Annotated in this window: 26 protein-coding genes and 1 tRNA gene; 12 read left to right on the forward strand and 15 right to left on the reverse strand. The window is 61.6% G+C overall.

Annotation, left to right across the window (positions count from 1 at the left end):
- Positions 1 to 224 precede the first annotated feature (224 nt).
- The 4 genes from AAHM38_RS10985 to AAHM38_RS11000 form a co-directional block, all read right to left on the reverse strand.
- Entirely contained in the window at positions 225 to 1,163 is a 939-nt protein-coding gene (locus tag AAHM38_RS10985) for an SOS response-associated peptidase family protein (RefSeq protein ID WP_116575817.1), read from the reverse strand.
- Positions 1,164 to 1,209: 46 nt separating this feature from the next.
- A complete protein-coding gene (locus tag AAHM38_RS10990) occupies positions 1,210 to 1,458 on the reverse strand; it encodes a hypothetical protein (protein ID WP_116575816.1) in 249 nt (82 codons plus the stop codon).
- Entirely contained in the window at positions 1,459 to 2,709 is a 1,251-nt protein-coding gene (locus tag AAHM38_RS10995; protein ID WP_116575815.1) for a sensor domain-containing diguanylate cyclase, read from the reverse strand.
- Positions 2,710 to 2,839: 130 nt separating this feature from the next.
- The gene (locus AAHM38_RS11000) at positions 2,840 to 3,616 is read right to left on the reverse strand and encodes an EAL domain-containing protein (RefSeq protein ID WP_012761819.1); all 777 of its coding nucleotides are present in this window, start codon (positions 3,614 to 3,616) and stop codon (positions 2,840 to 2,842) included.
- Between the two features lie 919 nt (positions 3,617 to 4,535).
- On the opposite strand from AAHM38_RS11000, the gene dusA reads away from it, so the two are divergent.
- A complete protein-coding gene (dusA, locus tag AAHM38_RS11005; RefSeq protein WP_080517516.1) occupies positions 4,536 to 5,555 on the forward strand; it encodes a tRNA dihydrouridine(20/20a) synthase DusA in 1,020 nt (339 codons plus the stop codon).
- Positions 5,556 to 5,627: 72 nt separating this feature from the next.
- Here the strand turns inward: dusA and AAHM38_RS11010 are convergent.
- A tRNA-His gene (locus tag AAHM38_RS11010) sits at positions 5,628 to 5,703 on the reverse strand.
- A gap of 90 nt (positions 5,704 to 5,793) precedes the next feature.
- On the reverse strand, positions 5,794 to 6,189 hold the full coding sequence (locus tag AAHM38_RS11015; RefSeq protein WP_009238333.1) for a nuclear transport factor 2 family protein: 396 nt from the start codon (positions 6,187 to 6,189) through the stop codon (positions 5,794 to 5,796).
- Positions 6,190 to 6,320: 131 nt separating this feature from the next.
- Between AAHM38_RS11015 and AAHM38_RS11020 the strand changes: the two genes are divergently transcribed.
- The gene (locus AAHM38_RS11020; RefSeq protein ID WP_116575814.1) at positions 6,321 to 8,051 is read left to right on the forward strand and encodes a dipeptidase; all 1,731 of its coding nucleotides are present in this window, start codon (positions 6,321 to 6,323) and stop codon (positions 8,049 to 8,051) included.
- 22 nt (positions 8,052 to 8,073) lie between these two features.
- A complete protein-coding gene (locus AAHM38_RS11025) occupies positions 8,074 to 8,385 on the forward strand; it encodes a cupin domain-containing protein (RefSeq protein ID WP_009238331.1) in 312 nt (103 codons plus the stop codon).
- A 344-nt stretch (positions 8,386 to 8,729) separates the two neighbouring features.
- Here AAHM38_RS11025 and AAHM38_RS11030 read toward each other — a convergent pair whose 3' ends face one another.
- Both AAHM38_RS11030 and lexA read right to left on the reverse strand, forming a co-directional pair.
- Positions 8,730 to 8,915 carry a hypothetical protein gene (locus AAHM38_RS11030; protein WP_009238330.1) on the reverse strand — a complete coding sequence of 62 codons (186 nt, stop codon included), beginning with the start codon at positions 8,913 to 8,915 and terminating at the stop codon, positions 8,730 to 8,732.
- A gap of 119 nt (positions 8,916 to 9,034) precedes the next feature.
- Positions 9,035 to 9,685 (reverse strand): transcriptional repressor LexA, encoded by a 651-nt coding sequence (lexA, locus tag AAHM38_RS11035; protein ID WP_116575813.1) that lies wholly within the window; start codon positions 9,683 to 9,685, stop codon positions 9,035 to 9,037.
- A gap of 253 nt (positions 9,686 to 9,938) precedes the next feature.
- Here lexA and AAHM38_RS11040 point away from each other — a divergent pair, with 253 nt between their 5' ends.
- The 9 genes from AAHM38_RS11040 to AAHM38_RS11080 all read left to right on the forward strand — a co-directional run bounded on the left by AAHM38_RS11040 (position 9,939) and on the right by AAHM38_RS11080 (position 16,775).
- A complete protein-coding gene (locus AAHM38_RS11040) occupies positions 9,939 to 10,715 on the forward strand; it encodes a ferredoxin--NADP reductase (RefSeq protein ID WP_116575812.1) in 777 nt (258 codons plus the stop codon).
- A 137-nt stretch (positions 10,716 to 10,852) separates the two neighbouring features.
- Positions 10,853 to 11,845 (forward strand): asparaginase, encoded by a 993-nt coding sequence (locus AAHM38_RS11045; RefSeq protein WP_009238328.1) that lies wholly within the window; start codon positions 10,853 to 10,855, stop codon positions 11,843 to 11,845.
- Between the two features lie 93 nt (positions 11,846 to 11,938).
- The gene (rpsF, locus tag AAHM38_RS11050) at positions 11,939 to 12,307 is read left to right on the forward strand and encodes a 30S ribosomal protein S6 (protein WP_003265889.1); all 369 of its coding nucleotides are present in this window, start codon (positions 11,939 to 11,941) and stop codon (positions 12,305 to 12,307) included.
- A gap of 41 nt (positions 12,308 to 12,348) precedes the next feature.
- Positions 12,349 to 12,675 (forward strand): primosomal replication protein N, encoded by a 327-nt coding sequence (priB, locus tag AAHM38_RS11055; RefSeq protein WP_004626487.1) that lies wholly within the window; start codon positions 12,349 to 12,351, stop codon positions 12,673 to 12,675.
- A gap of 12 nt (positions 12,676 to 12,687) precedes the next feature.
- A complete protein-coding gene (gene rpsR / locus AAHM38_RS11060) occupies positions 12,688 to 12,966 on the forward strand; it encodes a 30S ribosomal protein S18 (protein ID WP_037022304.1) in 279 nt (92 codons plus the stop codon).
- 24 nt (positions 12,967 to 12,990) lie between these two features.
- The gene (gene rplI / locus AAHM38_RS11065) at positions 12,991 to 13,443 is read left to right on the forward strand and encodes a 50S ribosomal protein L9 (RefSeq protein WP_009238327.1); all 453 of its coding nucleotides are present in this window, start codon (positions 12,991 to 12,993) and stop codon (positions 13,441 to 13,443) included.
- A gap of 141 nt (positions 13,444 to 13,584) precedes the next feature.
- Positions 13,585 to 14,973: a replicative DNA helicase gene (locus AAHM38_RS11070; RefSeq protein WP_009277536.1), complete on the forward strand. Its 1,389-nt coding sequence runs from the start codon at positions 13,585 to 13,587 to the stop codon at positions 14,971 to 14,973.
- Between the two features lie 150 nt (positions 14,974 to 15,123).
- Entirely contained in the window at positions 15,124 to 15,750 is a 627-nt protein-coding gene (locus AAHM38_RS11075; protein WP_116575811.1) for a DUF47 domain-containing protein, read from the forward strand.
- A 14-nt stretch (positions 15,751 to 15,764) separates the two neighbouring features.
- On the forward strand, positions 15,765 to 16,775 hold the full coding sequence (locus tag AAHM38_RS11080; RefSeq protein WP_004626498.1) for an inorganic phosphate transporter: 1,011 nt from the start codon (positions 15,765 to 15,767) through the stop codon (positions 16,773 to 16,775).
- A gap of 88 nt (positions 16,776 to 16,863) precedes the next feature.
- On the opposite strand, the gene AAHM38_RS11085 is transcribed toward AAHM38_RS11080, so the two are convergent.
- The 7 genes from AAHM38_RS11085 to AAHM38_RS11115 all read right to left on the reverse strand — a co-directional run bounded on the left by AAHM38_RS11085 (position 16,864) and on the right by AAHM38_RS11115 (position 23,986).
- On the reverse strand, positions 16,864 to 17,610 hold the full coding sequence (locus tag AAHM38_RS11085) for a C40 family peptidase (RefSeq protein ID WP_116575810.1): 747 nt from the start codon (positions 17,608 to 17,610) through the stop codon (positions 16,864 to 16,866).
- A 141-nt stretch (positions 17,611 to 17,751) separates the two neighbouring features.
- Positions 17,752 to 18,177, reverse strand: a complete 426-nt coding sequence (locus AAHM38_RS11090; RefSeq protein WP_116575840.1) for a hypothetical protein — start codon at positions 18,175 to 18,177, stop codon at positions 17,752 to 17,754.
- Between the two features lie 122 nt (positions 18,178 to 18,299).
- On the reverse strand, positions 18,300 to 20,027 hold the full coding sequence (locus AAHM38_RS11095) for a PhoH family protein (RefSeq protein WP_009238322.1): 1,728 nt from the start codon (positions 20,025 to 20,027) through the stop codon (positions 18,300 to 18,302).
- Positions 20,028 to 20,492: 465 nt separating this feature from the next.
- A complete protein-coding gene (locus AAHM38_RS11100) occupies positions 20,493 to 20,957 on the reverse strand; it encodes a peroxiredoxin (RefSeq protein ID WP_065857779.1) in 465 nt (154 codons plus the stop codon).
- Positions 20,958 to 21,052: 95 nt separating this feature from the next.
- Positions 21,053 to 21,946 carry a 4-deoxy-4-formamido-L-arabinose-phosphoundecaprenol deformylase gene (locus AAHM38_RS11105; RefSeq protein ID WP_116575809.1) on the reverse strand — a complete coding sequence of 298 codons (894 nt, stop codon included), beginning with the start codon at positions 21,944 to 21,946 and terminating at the stop codon, positions 21,053 to 21,055.
- 35 nt (positions 21,947 to 21,981) lie between these two features.
- Positions 21,982 to 23,040 carry a bifunctional UDP-4-keto-pentose/UDP-xylose synthase gene (locus AAHM38_RS11110; RefSeq protein WP_012435402.1) on the reverse strand — a complete coding sequence of 353 codons (1,059 nt, stop codon included), beginning with the start codon at positions 23,038 to 23,040 and terminating at the stop codon, positions 21,982 to 21,984.
- A 16-nt stretch (positions 23,041 to 23,056) separates the two neighbouring features.
- Positions 23,057 to 23,986 (reverse strand): formyltransferase, encoded by a 930-nt coding sequence (locus AAHM38_RS11115; protein WP_165835786.1) that lies wholly within the window; start codon positions 23,984 to 23,986, stop codon positions 23,057 to 23,059.
- Position 23,987 lies beyond the last annotated feature (1 nt).

A 23,987-nucleotide genomic window follows, 5' to 3' on the forward strand; every position in this document is an offset into this window, starting at 1 on the left:
TGCTGGGCCGGGGCACCCAATTCAGGTACGCATACACTGGATTTGTCTGCGCTCCGAAGGAGGGAGGCACGGCATATCCGCAGATGCAGCGGTTCCACCATACATCCGCTGACTTTGATTCCTTTGACGCTGCAATTTCGGCGGGCATGCGCGAGGGCCGTGCAATCGCCGAGCGGTGGTTTTCTATGGCCATCGAGGAGCGAAGCCAAGCGTTGTGAGAACACTCACAAAGGTGCTTGCCGATGCGTGTAGAACGGCAACAGCTTGTCCTCAAGAATCGCGTCTACCGCATCGAGGCTGCGCGGCTCCGGGTTCAGCCACGCATCAATGTTCTCCAGCTTGATCGGTACCGGGCAGCGGTCGTGCCCGGCCTCGGCAATCTCCGGCGGCGGATCGTCGGTGATGATGGCGAACGACAGCAGATCCTTCTCGCCGGGCCTGGTCGCGCGCCAGTGTGACCACACGCAGGCGACGAGCAGCGTCTGCGGCGGGTCGGGGCGGAATTCGAGGATGGCGTTTGTGCCGTCTGGCTGCGCAACGTATTCATAGAACGCGTCGACCAAGATCAGGCCGTGCGTGTGGCCGTACTGGCCTTTCCAGAAGCCGCGCAGATTGTCGCGGCGGGCGTTGTAGGTGCCGGGATATTGCTCGTCGTAGAAGGCAGGTTTGCCGGCGGGGCGGCACTGATACCGCATCGGTTTGACGACGCGCCGGCCGTTCTCCATCACCATCACGGGCGCGTACCAGCCGGGGTAGATGCGCGAGTCGCGCGGCTTGAGTTCGGTGCTTTTGAGTTCTTCGAGCTTGCCCTTGGCCGCCGCGATCTTGTTGGTGGCGATGCGGACGTCTTCAGCGGCTTTCTTGGTGGCCTTGGCGGCAAGGGACTGCTGGGCTTTCTCCAGCCGTTCCGTCTGCTTGGCCAGCTCCTGCAGCAGCGCGATCTCGTCTGCGGCCATGCGTGCGCGGATGACCTCGGCGATTTTCTTTTCTTCGTCCGTCTCGGGCGATTCGAGGAAGTGCGCGGTCATTGCCCTCGGCACGCGCATCTTCGGGTTGGCGAAGTACTCCATCACCATCCGCGTGAAGTCGTCGAGCGACATGATGGCGCCGTACTCATGTACGAACCGTCGATAGTCGGCTTCGATCTGAGCGGAGTAGCACATGGGCACTCCCTGGCGGTGGGTGTCTGATCATACGCCGCGTGGCGGCTTACCAGCCGTCGCCAGGATCGCGCTTGCCTCCGATCTTGACGATCATCTCTGACAGCCAGCTCTCTTGTTGCAGTGCTGCCCGCAGGACAAAAAGCGCGGCGCCGAGGGGATTGTCGGGATAGACGAAATACTGTTCGGCTTCTAGGCGCCAGGCGTGGTAGCCGACGTTGTGGAGCGCGCGGATCTCCCAGAGGAGCCGCGTGACGGTTTCGTTGTCGCGGTGCTCTTCGGCTTGCGATGGGGACAATCAAGTCGCGATTGATAGCCGGTTACGCCCGGTGCGTTTCGCTTCGTAAAGAGCCGAGTCAGCACGTGCGATGAGCTCATCGATCGCCTCGTTGGGAGCCAGCGTCGCGAGCCCGAGCGAAAGGGTCAGCGTGGGGATTTCCTCATCTTCATAAGCGTTGACGCGATCGAGAATGCGCTTGGCCAGGTCGACGGCATCCGTCTGTGAGCATTCGTTGAGCACGATCATGAATTCTTCTCCACCCCAACGAATGACAGCGTCGCGACTGCGGACCGCTTGCCGGAGCATGTCGGCCACCTCGGCCAGTACGCGGTCTCCGGTGGGATGACCGAACTCGTCATTGATCCTCTTGAAGTGGTCGATGTCGCACATGGCGAGGGTAAGGGGGCGCTGCAGCGTCCTGGCGGTCTTGTACCGCTCCGCAAGGAGCTGCTCGCCATGGTGACGATTGTGCAGGCCGGTGAGCTTGTCTTTGGTGGCTGCACGTAACAGTGCCTGTTCCCGCTCTACGCGTTTGGTAATGTCTTTGCTCACACTAACGTAGTGGCTTATACGCCCTTTCTCGCCGAATATCGGCGAGATGCTTTGTTCTGCATGGTAGAGCGAGCCGTCACGGCGCCGATTGATGAAGGTGGCGCGAAAGTTTTGTCCGCTGGCAAGCGAGCGGCGCATCGCCGCATAAAAAGCCTCGTCATGTTTGCCTGACTTGAACATGGCGGGCGTGCTGCCTTGGATTTCGTCGACCGTGTAGCCCGTTGATTTGGCGAAGGCAGCATTTGCGAAGATGATCCGAGCTTTTGCATCCGTAAGCATGACCGGGTCACTTGTTGCATCAAGCGCGCGTGCGAGCAGTCTGTTTGTCTGCTCTGCCTGTTCGTAGTCGGAAATATCCTGTTGCACCGAGACAAAATTGGTGACCGACCCGCTGTCGTCGCGAACTGGCGAAATGCTCCAGCGGACGGTGTAGCTTGAGCCGTCCTTTCGATAGTTCGTTGCGGCGCCCTCGAAGAGTCGCGCCTCTTCCAGGCAAATGCGAAGTTCATCAATCAACGCCGGATCGGTGTCAGGACCTTGAAGAATCCTAAGGGAGTGGCCGCGTAGCTCGTCCAGAGAATAGCCCGTCATGGCTGTGAACGCTGGATTGGCAAATTGCACTCGGCAACCGACAGCGATGTCGGCATCGGTGATCACGATGGCATTCCATGCCTGCGTGATGGCCGCCTCGAATAGTTTTAGCAGTGGTGTGCTCATAGGTTACCGGGCTCGGTTGTCCAATCGAACGGGGTTGATGGGAATCAGCCGTCCGCCAGCTCGGACGGATCGGCCCGAAGCTGGATAGCCGGTGTGCCCGCGGCCGGTCCGGCTAAAGTCCGTGTGACGCTCAGCGACTGTTTGATATCGGTGGCATTGCTCTGAACGCAGGCTTTGCGAACAGATAGCCTTGCATGAGCGTGATACCCGCGGCAGCCAGGAAGTCGCGTTCCGGCGCCGTTTCAACGCCTTCGGCAATGACCCGGATCCCGAGGTCGTTGCAGATGCTGAGCACGCCGCAAACAATGCGTTGACGCACCAGATCTGAATCGATTCCTCGGATAAGTGCCATATCCAACTTGATCAGGTCCGGCTGGAAATCGGCGAGTAGGGTGAGCCCCGAGTGGCCGGCACCGAAGTCATCAATCGCGGTTTGGAAGCCGAACGACTGATACGCCCGAAAGATTTCGAGGAGGTGGGGGCGGTTGATGATGTCTTCGCCTTCGATGGTTTCGAAGATGATCCGATTGATGGGAAAGCCGAATTTTTCGGCCGCCTCAAACGTCGTGCGGATACATGCGGCAGGCTGATACACCGCGTTCGGCATGAAATTGATGGATAGGAAGGTGTCCATTCCGATCCCGGCCGCCTGCTCAATTGCGGTGGTGCGGCACCGTTGGTCAAACCGGTAACGGCTTGCTTCGTCCACTTGCGTCAGCACCGATGCGGCAGGCTCTCCGTTGGGTCCGCGTACCAGCGCTTCGTGTGCGTAAGCGTCGCCCGTGCGCAGATCCACGATCGGCTGAAATGCGAAGGCCATCTCGATAGAGGTGCCATCATCGGAGTTGCATCCGGAGCAGCGCCTGTTGGGTGCCGATGGTTGGCTTGCGCTATGGATCTGAATCATCTTGGCAAAACGAGTAAAGGATTTTGGGCAACGGCTTCACGCCTGGTCGGGGCGTGGTCGTTGAATACTGCACACTCCTGCCAAGCAGGCTTGTGCGACGTTGACTTCACTCGAAGTGCAGTACAGCGCCAGTAGGGATCGACGCGAGCTAACTTCGCTCACGTGACGGGGAAGGGGGGGGTTGGATGATAGATCAATTGCCCATCCCGCGCAGTGCACTCTTAGTCGGCAGAGAGGGGGGGCGGGGGATGACCGATCACCGCTGCCGGCGGATCCAGCTCGCCAAGGCCAGTAGTACGCACAGGCCAGCCAGCCACAGCGGCAAACGTGTAAGTCCGAAGATCGCCGCTCGGTAGCTCGGGAGTGAGGCGTACCACTGGGCGGGTTCGGACTGGGCAGACAGCGTGTACGTCAAAAAATGAGCGGTGACGGCGACAAGCCAAGCGCAAACAACTACCCGCGTGCGAGCCATAGCTTGACCGCGTTATTTACTTCGGTGGTGATCTCAGGTGCCGCCAACCGGTCCTTGTAAATTGTTTGGTGCGCCTGAGCGGCTGGACAGATTCGCAGATGTACCGATCGATGACCTCCGAGAGCAGCGGATCTTCCTGCTTGGCGGTCTTCAGGGCGCCTGGCTGGTCGAGCTCCTTTTCGCGCTTCACGAGCCAGGCCTGCGCAGCCGGCGCACGGTCGAACGTCTTGGTCTCTGTATGTACGACAACGCCGCCTTCCTTCCGGCGGATTTGGGCCGTGTACCCTATACTCCCGTCCCTGCGTTTTCGCTCGCTGATCGAGCCGATTTTTCCTCGGTGCCACGCCGTAGCATCGGGCCGAAAAAATGAGCGGAAACCGCCACAAATCACATGAAATCGCGCAGAAAACAGTAGGGTGTAAGCGCTTGAATTCAAACCGTATTCCAATGAAATCAACGCCTAGGCGGCTGAGCGTGGCTCCGATGATGGACTGGACTGACCGACATTGCCGGTTCTTCCATCGCCAGATCTCGCGCCACACGTGGCTCTACACCGAAATGGTGACCACGGGCGCGCTGCTGCACGGCGACGTCCCCCGCCACCTCGATTTTGACGAGTTCGAGCATCCCGTGGCGCTCCAGCTCGGCGGCAGTGAACCGGACGATCTGGCCCAGGCCGCGCGCCTCGGACAGCAGTGGGGCTACAAGGAAATCAACCTCAACTGCGGCTGCCCGTCGGAGCGCGTGCAGCGCGGTGCGTTCGGCGCGTGCCTGATGGCCGAACCGAAGCTCGTCGCCCAGGGCGTCAAGGCGATGCGCGATGCGGTGTCGATTCCGGTCACGGTCAAGCACCGTATCGGCATCGACGCGATCGAGACCTACGATTTCGTGCGCGATTTCGTCGGCACCATCGCCGAGGCAGGTTGCGAGACGTTCATCGTGCACGCGCGCAATGCCATCCTGAAAGGCCTGAGCCCAAAGGAAAACCGCGAGATTCCGCCGCTGCGCTACGAAGTCGTCTACCAACTCAAGCGCGATTTCCCGCATCTGGAGATTTTGCTCAACGGTGGGGTGCAGACGCTCGAGCAGATCGACGCGCACCTGGCGCACGTTGATGGCGTCATGATCGGCCGTGAGGCGTATCACCATCCGCATCTGATGGCAGCGTTCGATGCGCGCTACTACGGCGCAGGCACCGAGGCCCCCACGCGCGCCGAGGTGGAAGACGCGATGATCGGCTACGTCGGCCGCTGGGTAGAGCGTGGCGGCTACGCAGGTGCGGCGGTGCGGCACATGCTGGGGCTGTATCGCGGTGTGGCGGGCGCGCGCGGCTGGCGGCGCGTGCTGTCGGACTCCAAGGCGCTGAGCCGCGTCAAGACGCTGGCCGACGCCCATGCACTGTTCGACGAGGCGCGTGCCCACCTGCGGCGTGGCGAAGAATCGAATGAGGAGGCGGTAGCGGTTTGATGCGGGGAAAGGGGCGTTGCCCCGATCGCTGAATGCAAAAAAGCCCGCGAATGCGGGCTTTTTCTTGAAACTTGGGGTGACTGATGGGATTCGAACCCACGACAACCAGAATCACAATCTGGGACTCTACCAACTGAGCTACAGCCACCGTTGTTACCTGACCAGCGTGTCGCCGTTCAAGGAAACAGCGATTATACAAACATTCTTTCGCCTTGCCTAGAGGGTTTCGCAACGGAGTTCAACGGCCCTCCGCCACGATGGTTCCCTGGTGGTACACAATCTTCCAGCCATCCGGCGTCCGTCGCCACAACGTCGCCCGGCGCGTCGTCCGGTTCGACTGCACCAGCGTGTAGGTCAGCAAGTAGTTATCCGGCGCAATCTCCTGGCAGCGGAAGTCCCGCGTTTGCCAAAAATCCTCGCCGATGTGGCCGTGGCGCGCATCGAGAACACCGAGCACATAGCTACGGCTGTAACGCTGACCCGAGGCTCCGGTTTCCCAGAAGTCTTCCGTGGTCATACGCTCGAAGTCTTCGCGGCGCGTGCCGAATTCCGGGCGATGGAAAATGGGTTCGCGCCGGCGCAGTTCTTCCAGCACGCTCAACAGACCGGGGGCGGTGTCCAGAGACGGTTCCATGCGGCAAGCCTCCTGGGAAAGCTCCAAGCATACCGCGCAGCGGGCGTGCCTTAGCGTTTTCGCGCTGCACAATGCGTGGCTTGCGCTTCGCCCCTATGATGGCGCCTTCGCCTTTTTCGGAAACCACTTCGATGCAACGCACTGCCCGTATTGGCCTGTCTTCGCTGACGATCGCACTGTCGCTGGCTTGCGGCACCGGCGCCTTTGCCGCCACGATTCAGAAACCGCAACTCGACGCGCTGCTCGCCGCCGAACAATCGAAGGCAGCGGCCGATCTGAACAGCTTTCTTGCGGAAGCCGCGAAGGCCGATCCGCAAGTCGCGGGCAGTGTCGCCGCGTACCAGAAGAAGGCTCCGGTGGCCGGCGATGACCTCGTCAACATCGGGCGCCTGCTGGGTCTGTACAACCGCCTGCACAACCAGCAGGCCGTGATTGGTTCGATCGAAAAGATGGTCGCGCTGCCCACGGTGCGCGACGACAAGATTCCGCAGTACGAAAACCCCGCCGTCGTCGCGTTTGGCAAGCTGATCGAGGGCATGGCGCGAGATTTCGGCTTGAAATACCGCAACGTCGACAACCGCGTCTTTGAAGTTACGCTGCCCGGCACCGGCTCGGACGAGTTCGGCATCCTGACGCACGCCGACGTCGTACCCGCCAAGGCCGAGGAGTGGGTGCTCGGCGACGGCACCAAGCTCGATCCGTTCAAGGTCACGCGCGTCGGCAATCTGCTGTACGGCCGTGGCACGATTGACGACAAGGGCTCGATTGCCGCTGCGATGTACGCCATGAAAACGGTCAAGGACAGCGGCGTGCCGCTCGCCCGCACAATCCGCCTGATGATCGAAACCACCGAAGAAACCGGTGGCGACGGCATGAAGTATTACCGTGAGCACACGCAATTGCCCGCGTACAACATCGTGCTCGACAGCAAGTACCCGGCCGTGGTTGCAGAGAAAGGCTCGGGCGCATTGAAGGTGTTCTTCCCTGCGCAAGCTGGCGATGCTTCGCATACGGCCATCGTTTCGATGACGGGCGCGGCGTCGGCCAGCTCGATCCCACAAACGGCCACCGCCACGCTCAAGGGCGGTGATCTGGGCGTGGCCGCTGCCGCGCTCGAAGCCAAGCGCGATGCGTTTGTGAACAGCTTGGCTGCGCAGGGCAAGTTCTCGATCGACATCGCACGCACGGCTGACAGCATCGTCGTGAAGGTCACCGGCACGTCTGCACACGGCTCGCGTCCGGAAGAGGGCGTCAACCCGCTGCCGCGCCTCGCGCTGTTCCTACGTGCAGCCGATCTCGGTCTGGCGGACAACGCCTACGCCCATGCCGTGCGCTACCTCACCGAACTTTACGGCACCGACTACCTCGGCAGTACCATGGGCGTCGCCTACAAGGACGACTTCATGGGGCCGCTCACCATTTCGCCTACGGTGATCGGCGACAAGAATGGCCGCGTGGAGGTGACCGCCAACGTGCGCATGCCGCGCGGCAAAACGCCCGACGCGCTGCGCGGCGAGATCGCCGGCAAGATCAACGCATGGGCCAACGCCAACCATGTCGCCCTTGAAATCAACCACGACCAGGGCAACTGGATGGCGCGCGATCCGAAGGGCGCGTGGCTGTCGACGCTGCTCAACATTTTTGGTGACACCACGGGCCTCGATGCCAAGCCCGTTCCGACGGCCGGCAGCACGACGGCCAAGCTGATGCCAAACGCCATTAATTTCGGCCCTGCGATGCCTGGCAAGAAGTACACCGCGCACAACGCCAACGAGTACAAGGAAGTACCGGACCTCGACCTCGATATGCAGATGTTCACCGAGATGCTCGTGCGCATTGGCAATCTGCAGTCGATGCAATAACCGACACCGACCCACGATCGCCATGAACATCATCCGCGCCAAATCGTTCACTGCCGAGCGTGCCTGGGGCGCGCTCGATATTGCCAATATGGGCGGCATCACCACGCGCCTGCACTGGACGGACCAGCCATACCGCTGGCACGTCAACGACGGCGAGGAGGTGTTCGTGGTGCTCGACGGCACGGTCGACATGCATTACCGCGAAGCCGGCGAGGAGAAAGTCGCGACGCTGGAACCCGGCGATATCTTCTTCGCCGGGGTCGGCTGCGAGCATGTGGCGCACCCGCGCGGCGAGGCAAGGATTCTCGTCGTCGAGAAAGCCGGGAGTGTTTAGCGGCTCGCCTGCCGGTCGCGGCGCAAAAAAAAGCCCGCAATGTGCGGGCTTCGAATTCAGCGATCTCATTGCCCCTGAGGGCATTCGCAATACTACTGTCACGTACGCCAAACAACATCGGGGTAAACGTCTGTGTCACCGACGGAACATCGTTAAATGTGCCGTTCCAGCAACTTGCGAACAGAAAAAACAGCCCGCTCAAGCGGCGGGCCGAAAATCAGTTGAAGAAAGCCCTGTCCTCAGGGCACGGCAAGTGTATGAAATCAGTTGCGGCGGCAGCATTGGGGTATGCCCTGATCGGGCGCCGCAACGAGGTTTGCGGCCCTTGCTCGTCCTTCTTTTCCTCAGCAGCTTTCGGCGCCAGCGGTACGCGAGGCCACCGGGATCGCGTCCAGCATGCGGCAGATGGCGGCCATGCTGCCGACCATCGTACGGCGCTGCTCCCCCTGGTAGATGCGCACGCCCTGGGTTTGGCGGAAGGGCACCGGCTGTACCGGGCGGCGGTGGGAAGACATCGATCCGAGTCGCATGGCAGACCTCGTGAGTTCGGGTGGAAAAGCGAGCGGCAAGACTCCGCCCTGGCGAGCCGCTGGCTCACCTCAAGGTGGAATCAAACAGCGAAGGTTTGGCGCTGAGATGCGCCGGGGACTTACGGAGCAGCAGGCCGGATCAGACCGACGGCCAAGCCCTCCAGGTGAAACTCATCACGATCCAGATCAACGTGGATCGGTTCGAAATCGGGATTCTCGGCAATCAGTTCGACATGGCGGCCCTTGCGCTGGAAGCGCTTGACCGTGACGTCGTCGCCCAGTCGAGCCACGACGATCTTGCCGTTGGTGGCTTCACTGGCGCGCTGCACGGCCAGCAGATCGCCATCGAGAATGCCGGCGTCGCGCATGCTCATACCACGCACCTTCAGCAGAAAATCGGGCTGCGCAGAAAACAGCGATGGATCAACCTGATACTGGCGATCAATGTGCTCCGCAGCCAGGATCGGACTACCGGCGGCCACACGGCCCACCAGCGGGAGAGTCAATTGCATCAGCCCCATCGACGGCAGCGAGAACTGATGCTGCGCCGTCTCGCCTGCCGCCCGCAGCCGAATGCCACGTGAGGCGCCCGGCGTCAGTTCGATCACGCCCTTGCGTGCCAGCGCGCGGAGGTGTTCCTCAGCCGCATTGGGCGACGAGAAGCCAAACTCCGCGGCAATCTCGGCGCGCGTGGGCGGGAAGCCCGTGCGCTGGGTCGTCTGGCGGATGAGGTCATAAATCTGCTGCTGGCGGGGGGTGAGGGTGGCCATCGGCGTACTGTATATTTGAACAGGTGCTGTGATTTTATACAGTGACGCAGGAAGCGCAAGTGATTTTGTTGTGATCTGTTGCGCGCGTGCCCAGTCCCTCTGATCGGCGTCAAAACCCATGCGACTGGTTAGAAGCTTATGTGCAATCCATGCAGGCGCGGCTGCAGGGAATCGCATAAAATCAAGGCCTTGACCGATTTTTGCATCGCCACATAACCCGATTGAGCTTCATTGGGTTGGCCCGAATGTCACCATGTCCGCCTTCAATCAAGAGACCGTTCTGAGCGTCCATCACTGGAATGACTCGCTGTTCAGCTTCAAGACCACGCGCGACCAGGCGCTGCGCTTCCATAACGGCCACTTCGTCATGATCGGGCTGGAGGTCGAAGGCAAGCCGCTGATGCGCGCCTACAGCATCGCGAGCCCGAACTACGAAGAGCACCTCGAGTTCTTCAGCATCAAGGTGCAGAACGGCCCCCTGACGTCGCGACTGCAGCATCTGAAGGTGGGCGACAAGCTGCTGGTGAGCAAGAAGCCGGTCGGCACGCTCGTACTGGATGACCTGCTACCCGGTAAGAACCTGTATTTGTTCGGCACCGGCACCGGCCTCGCGCCGTTCATGAGCATCATTCAGGACCCGGACACCTATGAGCGCTTCGAGAAGGTCGTGCTGCTGCACGGCGTGCGCCAAGTGAGCGAGTTGGCTTATGCCGACTTCATCACCCGGGAATTGCCGAACAACGAGTTCTTTGGCGATCAGGTGCGCGATAAGCTGATCTATTACCCCACGGTTACTCGCGAGCCGTTCCGCAACATGGGCCGCCTGACGGACCTCGTCGACAGCGGCAAGCTGTCTGTCGATATCGGCCTGCCCCCGATGGATCCGGCAGTCGACCGCGCCATGATCTGTGGCAGCCCGGCCATGCTGGAAGACACCTGCAAGCTGCTCGACGCCCGCGGTTTCAAGATCTCGCCGCGCATGGGCGAAGCGGGTGACTACGTGATCGAGCGCGCCTTCGTCGAGAAATAATCGATACGGCTTCTGTTGCAAACGCCGGCCTGGGTGCCGGCGTTTTGTTTTTGCCGGCGCCCCGGGCAATCCCGCGTCGGCAAAGGCGATGCGGGCGGATACAATGCGCGCCTTGCCCACCACGCATGTCTGCAACGATGTCCTTGCCTACCATCGCCATCCTCGCCACCGGCGGCACGATCGCCGGCTCTGCTGACGACGCTGGCTCCGCCGCACGCTATCGCGCTGGCGCCGTCCCCATCGATCAACTGCTCGCGGCCAGCAAGCTTGGTCTGGAGCGCCTCGCCAACGTGCGCGCTGAACAGGTCGCCCAGATCGACAGCAAGGACCTGACGTTTGACGTATGGGAAAGGCTGGTGGCGCGCATCCGTCACTGGATCGACGTCGAGCGTGTGGACGGTGTGGTCATCACGCACGGCACTGACACGCTGGAAGAAACCGCGATGCTGCTGCACCTTACGCAGCAGACCGATACGCCGATCGTCCTGACGGCGGCGATGCGGCCGTCAACGTCGCTGTCGGCGGATGGCCCGTTGAATCTGCTGAACGCGGTACGGCTCGCGGCCAGTCCGTCTGCGCGCGGGCGTGGGGTGCTGGTGGCGCTCAACCAGCGCGTGCATGCCGCCCGCGATGTCCAGAAGGGTCACACTTACGCGGTCGAGGCGTTTATTTCGCCGGATGCAGGGCCGGTCGGTTTCGTGCTCGACGCTCAGGTGCAGTTCCAGCGGGCAGCGCAACGTGTGGCTGCGGAAGATGTCTTGCCGATGCCGCCAGCGGGCCAATGGCCGTGGGTTGAAGTGCTGGCGAGCTATGCGCAGCCGGATGCGCGTGTCGTCGATGCGTTGGTTGCTGCCGGGGTGAAGGGGCTGGTGATTGCCGCAACGGGCGCCGGCTCCATCCACGCCAATCTTGAAGCGGCGCTGAACCGCGCGAGTCAGCAGGGCGTGTTCGTGCTGCGCTCCACGCGCACCGGTGCCGGCGTGGTGCCCGCGCAGCCTGGTGCGGAACGCTGGGCGGCAAGCGGCTCGCTCAATCCGTATAAGGCCCGTGTGCTGCTTACGTTGCTTCTGTCATCGGGTCGCGCCCAGGCAGAAGTTGCCTCCCTGCAGCAAGTCATTGATCGATATTGAAAAAATCGCCAAAGCCTGCGTATAATGGCAGGCTAACCAACCTTGCTGCACCGGAGTGTGACGCCCGGGCGGCTTAATCCACAAGGAGCGTCAATGCGTCATTACGAAATCGTATTCATCGTCCATCCGGACCAGAGCGAGCAAGTGCCCGCGATGATCGAGCGCTACAAGAGCACGGTCACCTCGCAAGGCGGCCAAGTGCACCGCGTCGAGGACTGGGGCCGTCGTCAACTGGCCTACATGATCCAGAAGCTCGCGAAGGCTCACTACGTGTGCCTGAACATCGAGTGCGGCAAGGAAACCCTGGCTGAGCTCGAGCACGCCTTCAAGTTCAACGACGCCGTGCTGCGTCACCTCATCGTTCAGACCAAAAAGGCTGAAACGGCGCCGTCGCCGATGATGAAGGAAGTCGCACGCGAAGAGGCCAAGAAGGCCGCCGCCCAGACCGAACAGGCCGCCTAATGCCGCGCGGTGCTGCGCAAGCCTGATCGCGCATCACCAGCATGAACGAAACCCTCGGGGACAACGCCATCAACCGCCTGCAGCTCGTCGCCACTCTGGTCGAGCGCGAGGTGATGCGATACACCCCAGCCGGCGTGCCGATCGTCAATTGTCTGCTGGCATACAGCGGGCAGGCGGTAGAAGCGCAGACAGTGCGGCAGATCGAGTTCTCGATGGAGGCACTGGCAGCCGGCAAGATGGCTTCCGTTCTAGATCGCATCGCTCCGGGCACCGTCCTGGATTGCGTGGGATTCCTGGCTCGCAAGCACCGCAGCAGTAAGGCACTGGTCTTTCACATCTCCGGATGTAACGTATTCGTAAAGGATTGAATCATGGCATTCATGAACAAGAAGCAGCGCGACGCGAAGAACAAGAAGCGCTTCCAGCAGCAAAACCCGTTGTTCAAGCGCAAGAAGTTCTGCCGCTTCACCGTGGCCGGCGTCGAGCAGATCGACTACAAGGATCTGGACACGCTCAAGGACTTCATCGGCGAGAACGGCAAGATCACCCCGGCCCGCCTGACCGGCACGCGCGCGATCTATCAGCGCCAGCTGGACACGGCCATCAAGCGCGCACGTTTCCTCGCGCTGATGCCGTACACCGATCAGCACAAGCACTAATCAGCGGGATAAGGAGAACTGACAATGCAAATTATTCTGCTCGAGAAGGTCGTCAACCTGGGTAACCTGGGTGACGTGGTGCGTGTGAAGGACGGTTACGCTCGTAACTTCCTGATCCCGAACAAGCAAGCTCGCCGCGCTACGGATTCCGCCATCAAGGAATTCGAAGCCCGCCGCGCTGAGCTGGAAAAGCTGGCTGCTGAAAAGCTGGCAGCTGCACAAGCCGAAGGCGAGAAGCTAAACGGCCTGACGCTGCAACTGTCGCAAAAGGCTGGTGTGGATGGCCGTCTGTTCGGCTCCGTCACCAACCACGACATCGCTGACGCACTGGTTGCACAAGGCTTCAAGGTCGAGAAGGCGCAAGTGCGTATGCCGAATGGCCCGCTGAAGACCGTTGGCGACCACCCGGTCGTCGTGTCGCTGCACACCGATGTCGCAGTCGACGTGACAGTGTCGGTGCAGGGCGACGCAGCCTAAGCTCGCAAGCTGCACCTCGCGGCGCCTGGGCAGCCGGCCGGCGCGAGTCAAGAAGGCAGGGACGAAAGTCTCTGCCTTTTTTGTTGTTCTTTGTGTCAGGGGTTCAAATTGAAGACTGAGCAGCGCCGTTATAATCCCGCCATGAACGCGCCCTCCGATCCCCAGCTCGATTCCCTCAAAGTGCCCCCGCATTCCATCGAGGCCGAACAGTCGGTGCTCGGCGGGTTGCTGTTGGATAACGCCGCCTGGGATCGCATTGCCGATTTCATCAACGAGCACGATTTCTACCGCTACGACCACAGGCTGATCTTCCACAATATCGGCAAGCTGATCTCGCAGGCCAAGCCGGCTGACGTGATCACGGTGTTCGAGCAACTGCAGGCCGCTGGCAAGGCGGAAGAGGTGGGTGGCCTGGCGTACCTGAACGCGCTGGCGCAGAACACGCCGAGCGCCGCCAATATCCGTCGCTATGCGGAGATCGTTCGCGACCGCGGCGTGCTGCGCCAACTCGTGACGATTGCCGACGAGATTTCCGCTGGTGCCTTCAACCCGCAGGGGCGCGACGTGCGCCAACTGCTGGACGAAGCCGAATCCAAGGTGTTCGCGATTGCCGAAGAGGGCTCGCGCGGGCAGAAGGGCTTCCTGGAAATCCAGCCGCTGCTGACGCAGGTGGTCGAGCGCATTGATGAGCTGTACCACCGCGATAACCAGAGCGACATTACCGGTGTGCCGACGGGTTTCGTTGACCTCGACCGCATGACCAGCGGTATGCAGGGCGGTGACCTGATCATCGTGGCCGGTCGCCCATCGATGGGTAAGACGGCATTCTCCCTGAACATCGGCGAACACGTGGCGGTGGAGCAGGGCCTGCCGGTGGCTGTGTTCTCAATGGAAATGGCGGGTACGCAGCTCGCCATGCGTATGCTGGGTTCGGTCGGTCGATTGGATCAGCACCGCCTGCGCACCGGCCGACTGCTCGACGAGGATTGGCCGCGCCTGACGCATGCCATCCAGAAGATGAACGACGCACAGCTCTTCATCGACGAAACCCCTGCGTTGAACCCGATGGAGTTGCGTGCACGTTCGCGCCGGCTTGCACGCCAGTGTGGACAGCTCGGCCTGATCGTGATCGACTACCTGCAGCTGATGTCGGGCTCGGGCAGCGGTGAGAACCGTGCGACCGAAATTTCGGAAATCTCGCGATCGCTCAAGGGTCTGGCGAAGGAACTCAACTGTCCCGTGATCGCGTTGTCGCAGTTGAACCGAAGCTTGGAGCAGCGCCCGAACAAGCGTCCTGTGATGTCGGACTTGCGCGAATCCGGTGCTATCGAACAGGACGCCGACGTGATCCTGTTCATCTATCGCGATCAGGTCTACAACCCCGATTCTCCGGACAAGGGTACGGCCGAAATCATCATTGGTAAGCAGCGTAACGGCCCGATTGGTACCGTTCGCCTTACGTTCCTGGGTGAATACACGAAGTTCGACAACTTCACCGGGGGCAATGCCTTCTTTGACAACGACACGTAACGTGTAATTCGTGTCGGCCTGCCACAACGTGCCACGCATGTCGCGAGGCTGGTTCCGGTAAAATATTGCGTTTTAATGACAGCGCCGGCGGTGATCCCGTCCGGCGTTGTTTTTATGCCTCCTGCTTTTTTTCCGTTCCCGAGGATCATCATGTTCGGTCGCTTCATGCCCACCGAAGGCAAGTTTTTTGAGTACTTCAACCAGCACGCCGAGTGCGCCGTCAAGGCGGCCCATGCGCTGACGGAGTTGGTCAACGATTTGCCCAATGCCGAAATGCATGCACGCAACGTGCAGAATTTTGAAAAGAAGGCCGATCGCATCACGCATGACACGATCGAACTGCTGCATAAGACTTTCATCACCCCGCTTGATCGTGACGAGATCCACAAGTTGATCACGACGATGGACGACATCCTCGACCTGATGGAAGACGTGTCGCTCACCATCTCGTTGTACGACGTGACCAACGTGACAGACGAGGCGCGCCAGCTCGCGACCATCTGCGTGGCTTGCTGCGAGGAAGTCCGCAAGGCCGTGGCGCTGCTCAGCGACATGAACAACGGCCGCCAGATCCTCACCATTGCCCACGAAATCGACCGTCTTGAGTCGGATGCCGATCGCGTGATGCGCGCCGCCATGGCAAAGCTGTTCCGCACCGAAAACGACATCAAGCTGCTGATCAAGCTGAAGGCGATCTACGAGCAACTGGAAAGCATCACCGACCGTTGCGAGGATGTCGCCAACATCATCGAAGGCATCGTGCTCGAAAACGCCTGACGAGACGACGCCTCATGCATACGCTTCAGATCAGTCTCTGGGTGGTCGTCCTGCTGGTGGCGCTGGCCATCGTATTCGACTTCATGAATGGCTTTCACGACGCGGCCAACTCCATTGCGACGGTGGTGTCGACCGGCGTGCTCAAGCCGCAGCAGGCAGTGGCCATGGCCGCAGCCTGCAACGTGATCGCCATTTTCATCTTCCACCTCAAGGTGGCAACCACGGTGGGACGGGACACGATCGATCCGTCCATCGTTGATCACTACGTCATCTTCGGGGCGTTGGTCGGCGCGATCGCGTGGAACATCATCACGTGGTACTACGGCATTCCGTCCAGCTCGTCGCATGCGCTGATCGGTGGCTTGGTGGGTGCGGCTGTGGCCAAGTCCGGCACGGGATCGCTGGTGGCAAGCGGTTTGCTCAAGACCGTGGCGTTCATCCTGATTTCCCCGTTGCTGGGCTTTATTCTCGGCTCGCTGTTGATGGTGGCGGTGTCCTGGCTCTTCTTCCGAACGCCGCCATCCAAGGTCGACCGATGGTTCCGGCGTTTGCAGTTGCTTTCGGCCTCGCTGTACAGCCTGGGCCACGGCGGCAACGATGCGCAGAAGACCATCGGCATCATCTGGATGCTGCTGATTGCGGGCGGCTACGCGTCGGCCACCGCAACTGAACCGCCGATCTGGGTCATCGTCTGCTGCTATGTGGCGATCGGTTTGGGTACGCTGTTGGGCGGCTGGCGAATTGTGCGCACGATGGGTCAGAAGATCACCAAGCTCAAGCCGGTGGGCGGTTTCTGCGCAGAAACTGGCGGAGCCATGACGCTGTTCTTTGCCTCAGCGTTGGGTGTGCCGGTGTCGACGACGCATACCATTACGGGCGCCATCGTCGGTGTGGGGGCGGCGCAAAAAGCTTCCGCCGTACGTTGGGGGGTGGCAGGCAACATCGTCTGGGCGTGGGTGTTGACGATTCCCGCATCGGCGTTCATGGCCGCAATCGCTTGGTGGATTGGCCGCCACGTGCTGTAAGCCGGCGGCAGATCGACGCCGACAAAGCGAAACGCCCACCAAATCGGTGGGCGTTTTGCGTTTTGCGTTCGCGCGAGCGCGGCGTGAGCTATTGCGTGGCGAAGCGAGCGATGGGGTCGTCTTCTGCGGGAGTCGTTGCAGTGGCTGGCCCACGCGTCGACATCAGGCTATCGGCTTGAGCATCGCGCGCGCGGGCAAGGGTACCGAGCGGATCATCATCGATCGGGCGAGCGGGGCTGGCCGGTGCCGGCGTCATCGGTGCGGTCGGCGCTGGTGAGTCGGGCAGGTTGCTCACGGCGACGACGCGTCGTGCGCCCACATAGCGGCTGGCCCAGTACGACTTGGTCATGTCTTCCAGTCGCACTGTGCCGCCGGTCGCTGGTGCATGAACAAACCGGTTCTGGCCAACGTAGATGCCCACGTGCGAATTGGGTTGGCCCGTCGTGTTGAAGAAGACGAGGTCTCCCGATGCAACGTCGCGGCGGTCCAATGACGTGCCGCGGCGACCCATTTCGGCGGCGGTGCGCGGCAGGTTCACGGCAGCGGCGCGCTGCACGACGTAGCGCACCAGTCCGCTGCAATCGAAGCCGCTGTCGGGCGTATTGCCGCCGTAGCGGTAGGGCGTGCCGACCAGCGCCATGGCTTCGATCGAGATTTCTTCCAGACCGGCGCTCGGATCCTGGATCGAGGCACCGCGCGTGCGCAGGCCAGTATCGCGCGAGGCGGTGGAGCGGGTCGGGGTCGAGGAGCATGCGGACAGCAGGCACACCAGCGCCAGCAGGGCGGCGCCTGCCAGTCGCATGTTGCCGTGGGGAAAGCTGTGCCGCGTGAGCATTGGCCATCAGGAGAGTCCGGATAGCGAGCATGCTATGCGCGCCGCGTCAGAAAGCCAAACTGCGTGTTGGCGAGGCGCAACGCCAAGCAGGGCGCGGGTCTGCGAATTTTGCCCTGATGGCGTCGCGCTTTGCGGGCAGGTTTACCAGCGTAGTTGGACGTTGCGCGTGCTGCCCGTCTGCACCGTCGCCCGCTTGGTGGTGCCTTGGTATGTGGCGATGACGTTGTAGCTGGCCGGCGGTGCCTTGATCAGACAGCGCGGGCCGTCGGCGCGGAAGCTTGCGACCTCCTTGCCGTGTCGCATGAGCTGGACGTCGACGTCGGCCAGATACTCGCCGCGCGCGCCTTGCGTAAACAGCAGAGAGAGGTTGTAGTTGCGCGCCTCACTGTTCAGCGCTTGCTGTTCGTCCTGTGCAACGCCGCCGCAGATGTAGCTGATCTGGCCGGCGGTCTTTGGCGTGAGGTCGTCGGCGAGCGCAATGGATGCGCCGGCGGTCAGCATCATGGCCAGCGCGGCCGACGTCAGGGTCAAGCGCGATCGGGTCTGCAGGTTCTGCTGCATGGGCATCATTGGCCTCCATCAGGGTAGAAAAAGAGAGGTGCGGGAGATGCAGCAAAAAAAAGGCCACGCAATCGCGTGGCCTGATGGCACAACGGTTTGCGGCAGACAGGTATGTCGCCGCGTGATTTTTACAGCACGTCCGATGCGTGATCTGCCAGCCGCGAGCGTTCGCCGCGCGCGAGCGTGATATGCCCGCTGTGGCTCCATCCCTTGAAGCGATCCACCACATAGGTCAGGCCCGACGAGCCTTCAGTCAAATACGGCGTGTCGATCTGCGCGATGTTCCCCAGGCAGACGATCTTGGTGCCCGGGCCCGCGCGCGTGACCAGCGTCTTCATCTGCTTGGGCGTCAGGTTTTGCGCCTCGTCGATGATCAGGAATTTGTTGACGAAGGTGCGGCCCCGCATGAAGTTCATGCTCTTGACCTTGATGCGCGAGCGGATCAACTCCTGCGTGGCGGCACGGCCCCATTCGCCGGCATTGTCGTCGGACTTCTGCAGCACTTCGAGGTTGTCATCGAAGGCGCCCATCCAGGGCTGCATTTTTTCTTCTTCCGTGCCGGGCAGGAAGCCGATGTCTTCACCCACAGGCACCGTGGCGCGCGTGATGATGATCTCGTTGTAGAGCTTCTGATCCAGAACTTGCTCAAGGCCTGCTGCCAGTGCCAGCAGCGTCTTGCCCGTGCCGGCCTGACCGAGCAGCGAAACGAAGTCCACCTCGGGATGCATCAGCAGGTTCAGCGCGAAGTTCTGCTCGCGGTTGCGCGCGGTCACGCCCCAGACGTTGTTCTTCTGGTGCGTGTAGTCCTTGAGCGTCTGCAGCACGGCGGTTTTGCCGTTCAGCTCCTTGACTTGCGCATACAGCGGCAGACTGCCGTCATTCGGTTCAAGGAAGACAAACTGGTTGACCAGGAACGACGGCACCAGCGGGCCCGACAAGCGGTAGAACGTCGTGCCCGTCTTGGGGTCCTGCCAGCTCTCGATGTTCTTGCCGTGCTTTTGCCAGAAGTCGGCCGGCAGGGCCATGATGCCGCTGTAGAGCAGGTCGGTGTCTTCCAGCACGCGGTCGTTGAAGTAGTCCTCCGCCGGCAGGCCGAGGGCGCGCGCCTTGATCCGCATATTGATGTCCTTGGACACCAGCACGACGGATCGATCCGGACGTTGCTGCTGCAATGCGGCCACCACGCCCAGGATCTGATTGTCGGCCTTGCCCTGCGGCAGACCGTCGGGCAGCTTGATGTCATTCAGACGCGTCTGGAAGAACAGGCGCCCCTGCGCATCGCGGTTGCCGAGCTTGGCGAGCGGCAGGCCGTCGTCCATGACGCCATCGGTGCCCGCCACAAGCTGGTCGAGCGTGCGGCTCACCGTGCGGGCATTGCGCGCGACTTCGCTCATGCCCTTCTTGTGGTTGTCCAGCTCTTCCAACGTCATCATCGGCAGATAGACGTCGTGTTCTTCAAAACGGAAGAGGGAGGTCGGATCGTGCATCAGCACGTTGGTGTCGAGCACAAATAGCTTGGTGGGGCCCTCATCCCGGCGGGTGCGGCGGCGGGCAGCGGTTTCGGTCGATTTGCCGGCTGCGCTCACCTTGTCAACCGCCTTGGCGAGGATGCCGGCGTGTTCGCGTGTGCCCTCTTTCGCCATGGGGGAAGCTTCGCCCGAGCGGGCGCGGGCCGGGGTGGCTGCATTGCGTTTAGGTTGCGCACGGCCGGTTTCTGATAACGCCTCGCGCTCGAGCGCTGGCACCGGTTTTCGAGGTTCCTGACCCGCCTTCGGCTTTCCGGCTTTGCCGAAAGGCTTGAATTCAGCCGGGTCAAGCAATTGGGCTGGCTGGGTGGGCATGGTCGGCAGCGGCATGCTTCGATTACCTCTCTGGGTGGAACAACGACGAAACACCGCCCGCGCACATGGCGAGACGGTGCTGGCGGAAAGCGCAGGAAAACGGATGGGCGCGTCGCAAAGTTTGATGCACGGACGACGGCCACAAAAAAGCCGCCATGACCTGCGAGAGGTGGGGCGGCCTAGGTGAACGCCACGACAAGCTGCACGATTCGGACGTCCTGCCCGGCCTGTTTGCCGGGAAAAACGCAGAAGCGGTATCAGGCCAACTTGGCCGCCGGTACCGTCGTGGGCTATCGGAATGGCATCCGGATTTCGTACTCATCGGTTCCGACTGTATCGGAAGCGTTTGTGATTTGCAATCGGTCACATGTGACGTGTGGTGCGGCGCAAACTGGTCACGACGGGTGTTGCGAAATCGGCGGGAAGCTACCGCCCGGATGGGTTGGGGGGCGCTTCGCCAAGAGCTGGCGCTACCTGCAGTTACAGCGCGCGCACCGCCGCGAGAACATCGTCCACATGGTTGGGGACCTTGACGCCACGCCATTCCTTGCGCAACACGCCCTTGCTATCGATCAGGAATGTGCTGCGCTCGATGCCGCGCACGTCCTTGCCGTACATCTTCTTCATCTTGATCGTGTCGAAGATATTGCAGACGGCTTCGTCGGTGTCGGAAATCAGCTCGAACGGCATTTCGAGTTTCGCTTTGAAGTTTTCGTGCGATTTCAGGCTGTCGCGCGAGATGCCGAACACCACGGCGCCGGCGGCTTCAAAGGCGTCGTACTGGTCGCGGAAGTTCATCGCCTCGGTGGTGCAGCCGGGCGTGTTGTCCTTCGGATAGAAATACAGCACGACGATCTTGCCGCGCTGCGATGCCGGTGAGAACGTGATGCCGCTGGTTGCCGGTGCGGAGAAATCGGGAAGAGGCTTGTCGATCGTGACGGGCATGGTGTGTTCCGGAAAACCGCAGGGAAGAGACGGGAAGCTTGTGGACGGGCAATGCTCAGGCACTGCGCCCGCCGCCCGACCGGAGATCGTGAGGATCAGGCCGGTTGGACGATCAGGCTGCCGCTGCGCCCAGCAACTTCGCCCCACGTGACGGGCTGCACGGGCAGGGTACTGCGATCCAGCGTTGCGTAGTAATCGCCCATCGACCCCAGCCGATGGCCCTGCGCGCGCCAGCCTCGCAGCAACTCGCGGAAGATCGGGGCGAGTTTCTGCCCTTCAAGTTCCGCATGCAAGGTAAATATCTGGTCGCGGTCGGACTCGGTCATCTTCAGGATGTGCCGGGCGACGTTGTCGAGGGTGATGTCTTCAACGCCAATCAGTTCGTCCAGCGTGGGCAGCGTGGTCGGCAATTGCACATGGTTCAGCGCTTTGCCGTCGATGCTCGGGATGTACGGATGCGTGCCCCGGCCGTCGGAGGCGTAGGCCATGCCCCAGTTGTCGATCTGGCGGAAGGCGTGGTCGTTCATCTGCCAGCCCGCAGCGCCGTGCGTCACGGGGGGCTTGCCGAATACCTGGATGAAACGCGCGTGGGCGGCGGTCATCTGCCGGGCGGTCCAGCCCGCATCGCGCTGGCGCACGTTGTCTTGCCAGAGCACGTGATCCCACGTGTGGATGCCGGTCTCAAAACCTGTCTCGGCAATGGCGCGCATTTCGGCAGCGGCTTTTCGGCCGATGTCGGGGCCGGGCAGCAGCACGCCGTACATCAGCGTGCGGAGGCCGTAATGCTCGACCACCGATGTACGGGAAACCTTTTTCAGGAAGCCCGGGCGGAAGGCCCGGCGCAGCGCCCAGCCGGTGTGGTCCGGGCCGAGGCTGAAAAGGAAGGTTGCCCCAGCTTCGTGCTCGCGCAGCATGCGCGCGAGGTTGGGCACGCCTTCGCGGGTGCCGCGCAGGGTGTCGACGTCAATCTTGAGGACGATGAGGGCCATGAACCTGCGCGGAAGGTGCGACTGAGATGCGGCTTTTACTTGTTGCCGTTGCCGTCTTCGACCAGGCTGCGGGCTTCAGCCACGTGCGTGCGATACGCTTCGAAGATGTTCGCCAGCGCGTCCTTCATCACCGTGGTCGGCTTCCAGCCGAGGTCTTCCATGGTGTTGGCGATCTTCGGCACGCGGTTCTGCACGTCCTGGTAGCCGTTGCCGTAGTAAGCGCCGGAGGTCGTTTCCACGAGTTGGACCTGCTTGGCGGTGTCCTTGTACTCGTCGATCTGGGCGGCTTGTTCCAGCATCATGTTGGCCAGCTCGCGCACCGAGTAGTTGTTCGACGGGTTGCCAATGTTATAGATCTTGCCCGAGGCCACGCCATCCTTGTTGGCGATGATGCGCACCAGCGCGTCGATGCCGTCGTCGATATACGTGAAGGCGCGCTTCTGGCTGCCGCCGTCGACGAGCTTGATGTTCTCGCCGCGCACGATATGGCCGAGGAACTGCGTCACGACGCGCGATGAACCTTCCTTCGGGGTGTAGATCGAGTCGAGGCCCGGGCCGATCCAGTTGAACGGACGGAACAGCGTGAAGTTCAGGCCTTCCATGCCGTAACCCCAGATCACGCGGTCCATCAGTTGCTTGGAGCAGGCGTAGATCCAGCGCGGCTTGTTGATCGGGCCGTAGACCAGCGGCGAGGCTTCTGGATCGAATTCCGAATCGCTGCACATGCCGTAGACCTCGGAGGTCGACGGGAAGACCAGGTGCTTGCCGTACTTGGCAGCGGAGCGAACGATCGGCAGGTTGGCTTCAAAGTCCAGCTCGAACACGCGCAGCGGGTCTTTGACGTAGGTCGACGGCGTGGCGATGGCCACCAGCGGCAGGATCACGTCGCACTTCTTCACGTGATACTCGACCCACTCCTTGTTGATGGTGATGTCACCCTCGAAGAAATGCATGCGGGGGTGGTTGACCAGGTCGCCCAGACGCTCGGTCTGCATGTCCATGCCATAGACCTCCCAATCGGTGGTCTCCAGGATGCGCTTGGACAGGTGGTGGCCGATGAAGCCGTTGACGCCGAGGATCAGTACTTTTTTCATGAAGGCAAACTCAAGATCAGGAGAGGGCGAGCTGGCTGGCGAGCTGCTGCGCAGTCACGACAGACGTTCCGCTGGCAGCTTGAGGCTCAACGCGCCAGAGCTCGTGGATGGCGATGGCTCCCCCATCGCCGCACACGCCGAACATCGCATTATCCACGACGTGCAGGCCCGGCGGCAAATTCGTAAAGGTTTGATGCGCCAGACGGGCTCGAGCGACAACAAAGCGCTCGCTGCCGGCGTCCGTAAAGGCGCCAGGGTAGGGCGGCGCCACGGCACGGATCAGGTTATAGACCTGCTGGGCCGGTTTGGACCAGTCGATCCGGCCGTCTTCGGGCTTGCGGCCGCCGAAATAGCTGCCGTTGGCCAACTCGTTCGGGTGCTGCGGAATGTGCCCGGCAATCATCGCGGGAAGCGCACGCCACAGGGTTTGCTCGGCCGCCACAGTGGCCTTTTCGAACACTTCGTGCGAGGTGTCGTCCGGCAGGATCGGCACGACGGTCTGGTCCACGATGTAACCGGCATCCGGCTTTTCGACCATTTCGTGCAGGGTGGCGCCGGTCTCGGTCTCGCCGTGCAGTACCGCCCAGTTGATGGGCACGCGGCCGCGGTACTTAGGCAGCAGCGAACCATGCATGTTGAATGCGCCAAATTTGGCGAGGCTCAACAAGCGCATCGGGATCATGTGCCGGTAATAGAACGAAAAGATGAAGTCCGGCGCGATGGCGGCGATCCGGGCGTGCAGATCATCACCGTTTGCATTGTCCGGCGTGATGTACGGGATACCCAGTTCTTGTGCGGTCGCGCGCACGCTGCCGAACCAGATGTTCTCGGTGGCGTTGTCTTCGTGCGTGACAACGAGTTCGACCTGGATGCCGCGGGCCACCAGCACGCGCAGGCAGCGTACCCCGACGTTGTGATACGCAAAAACGACGGCGCGCCGCTTGATG

Origin of the sequence: Ralstonia sp. OTU4908 (genome assembly GCF_038440115.1) — a bacterium.
GTDB lineage: Bacteria > Pseudomonadota > Gammaproteobacteria > Burkholderiales > Burkholderiaceae > Ralstonia > Ralstonia pickettii.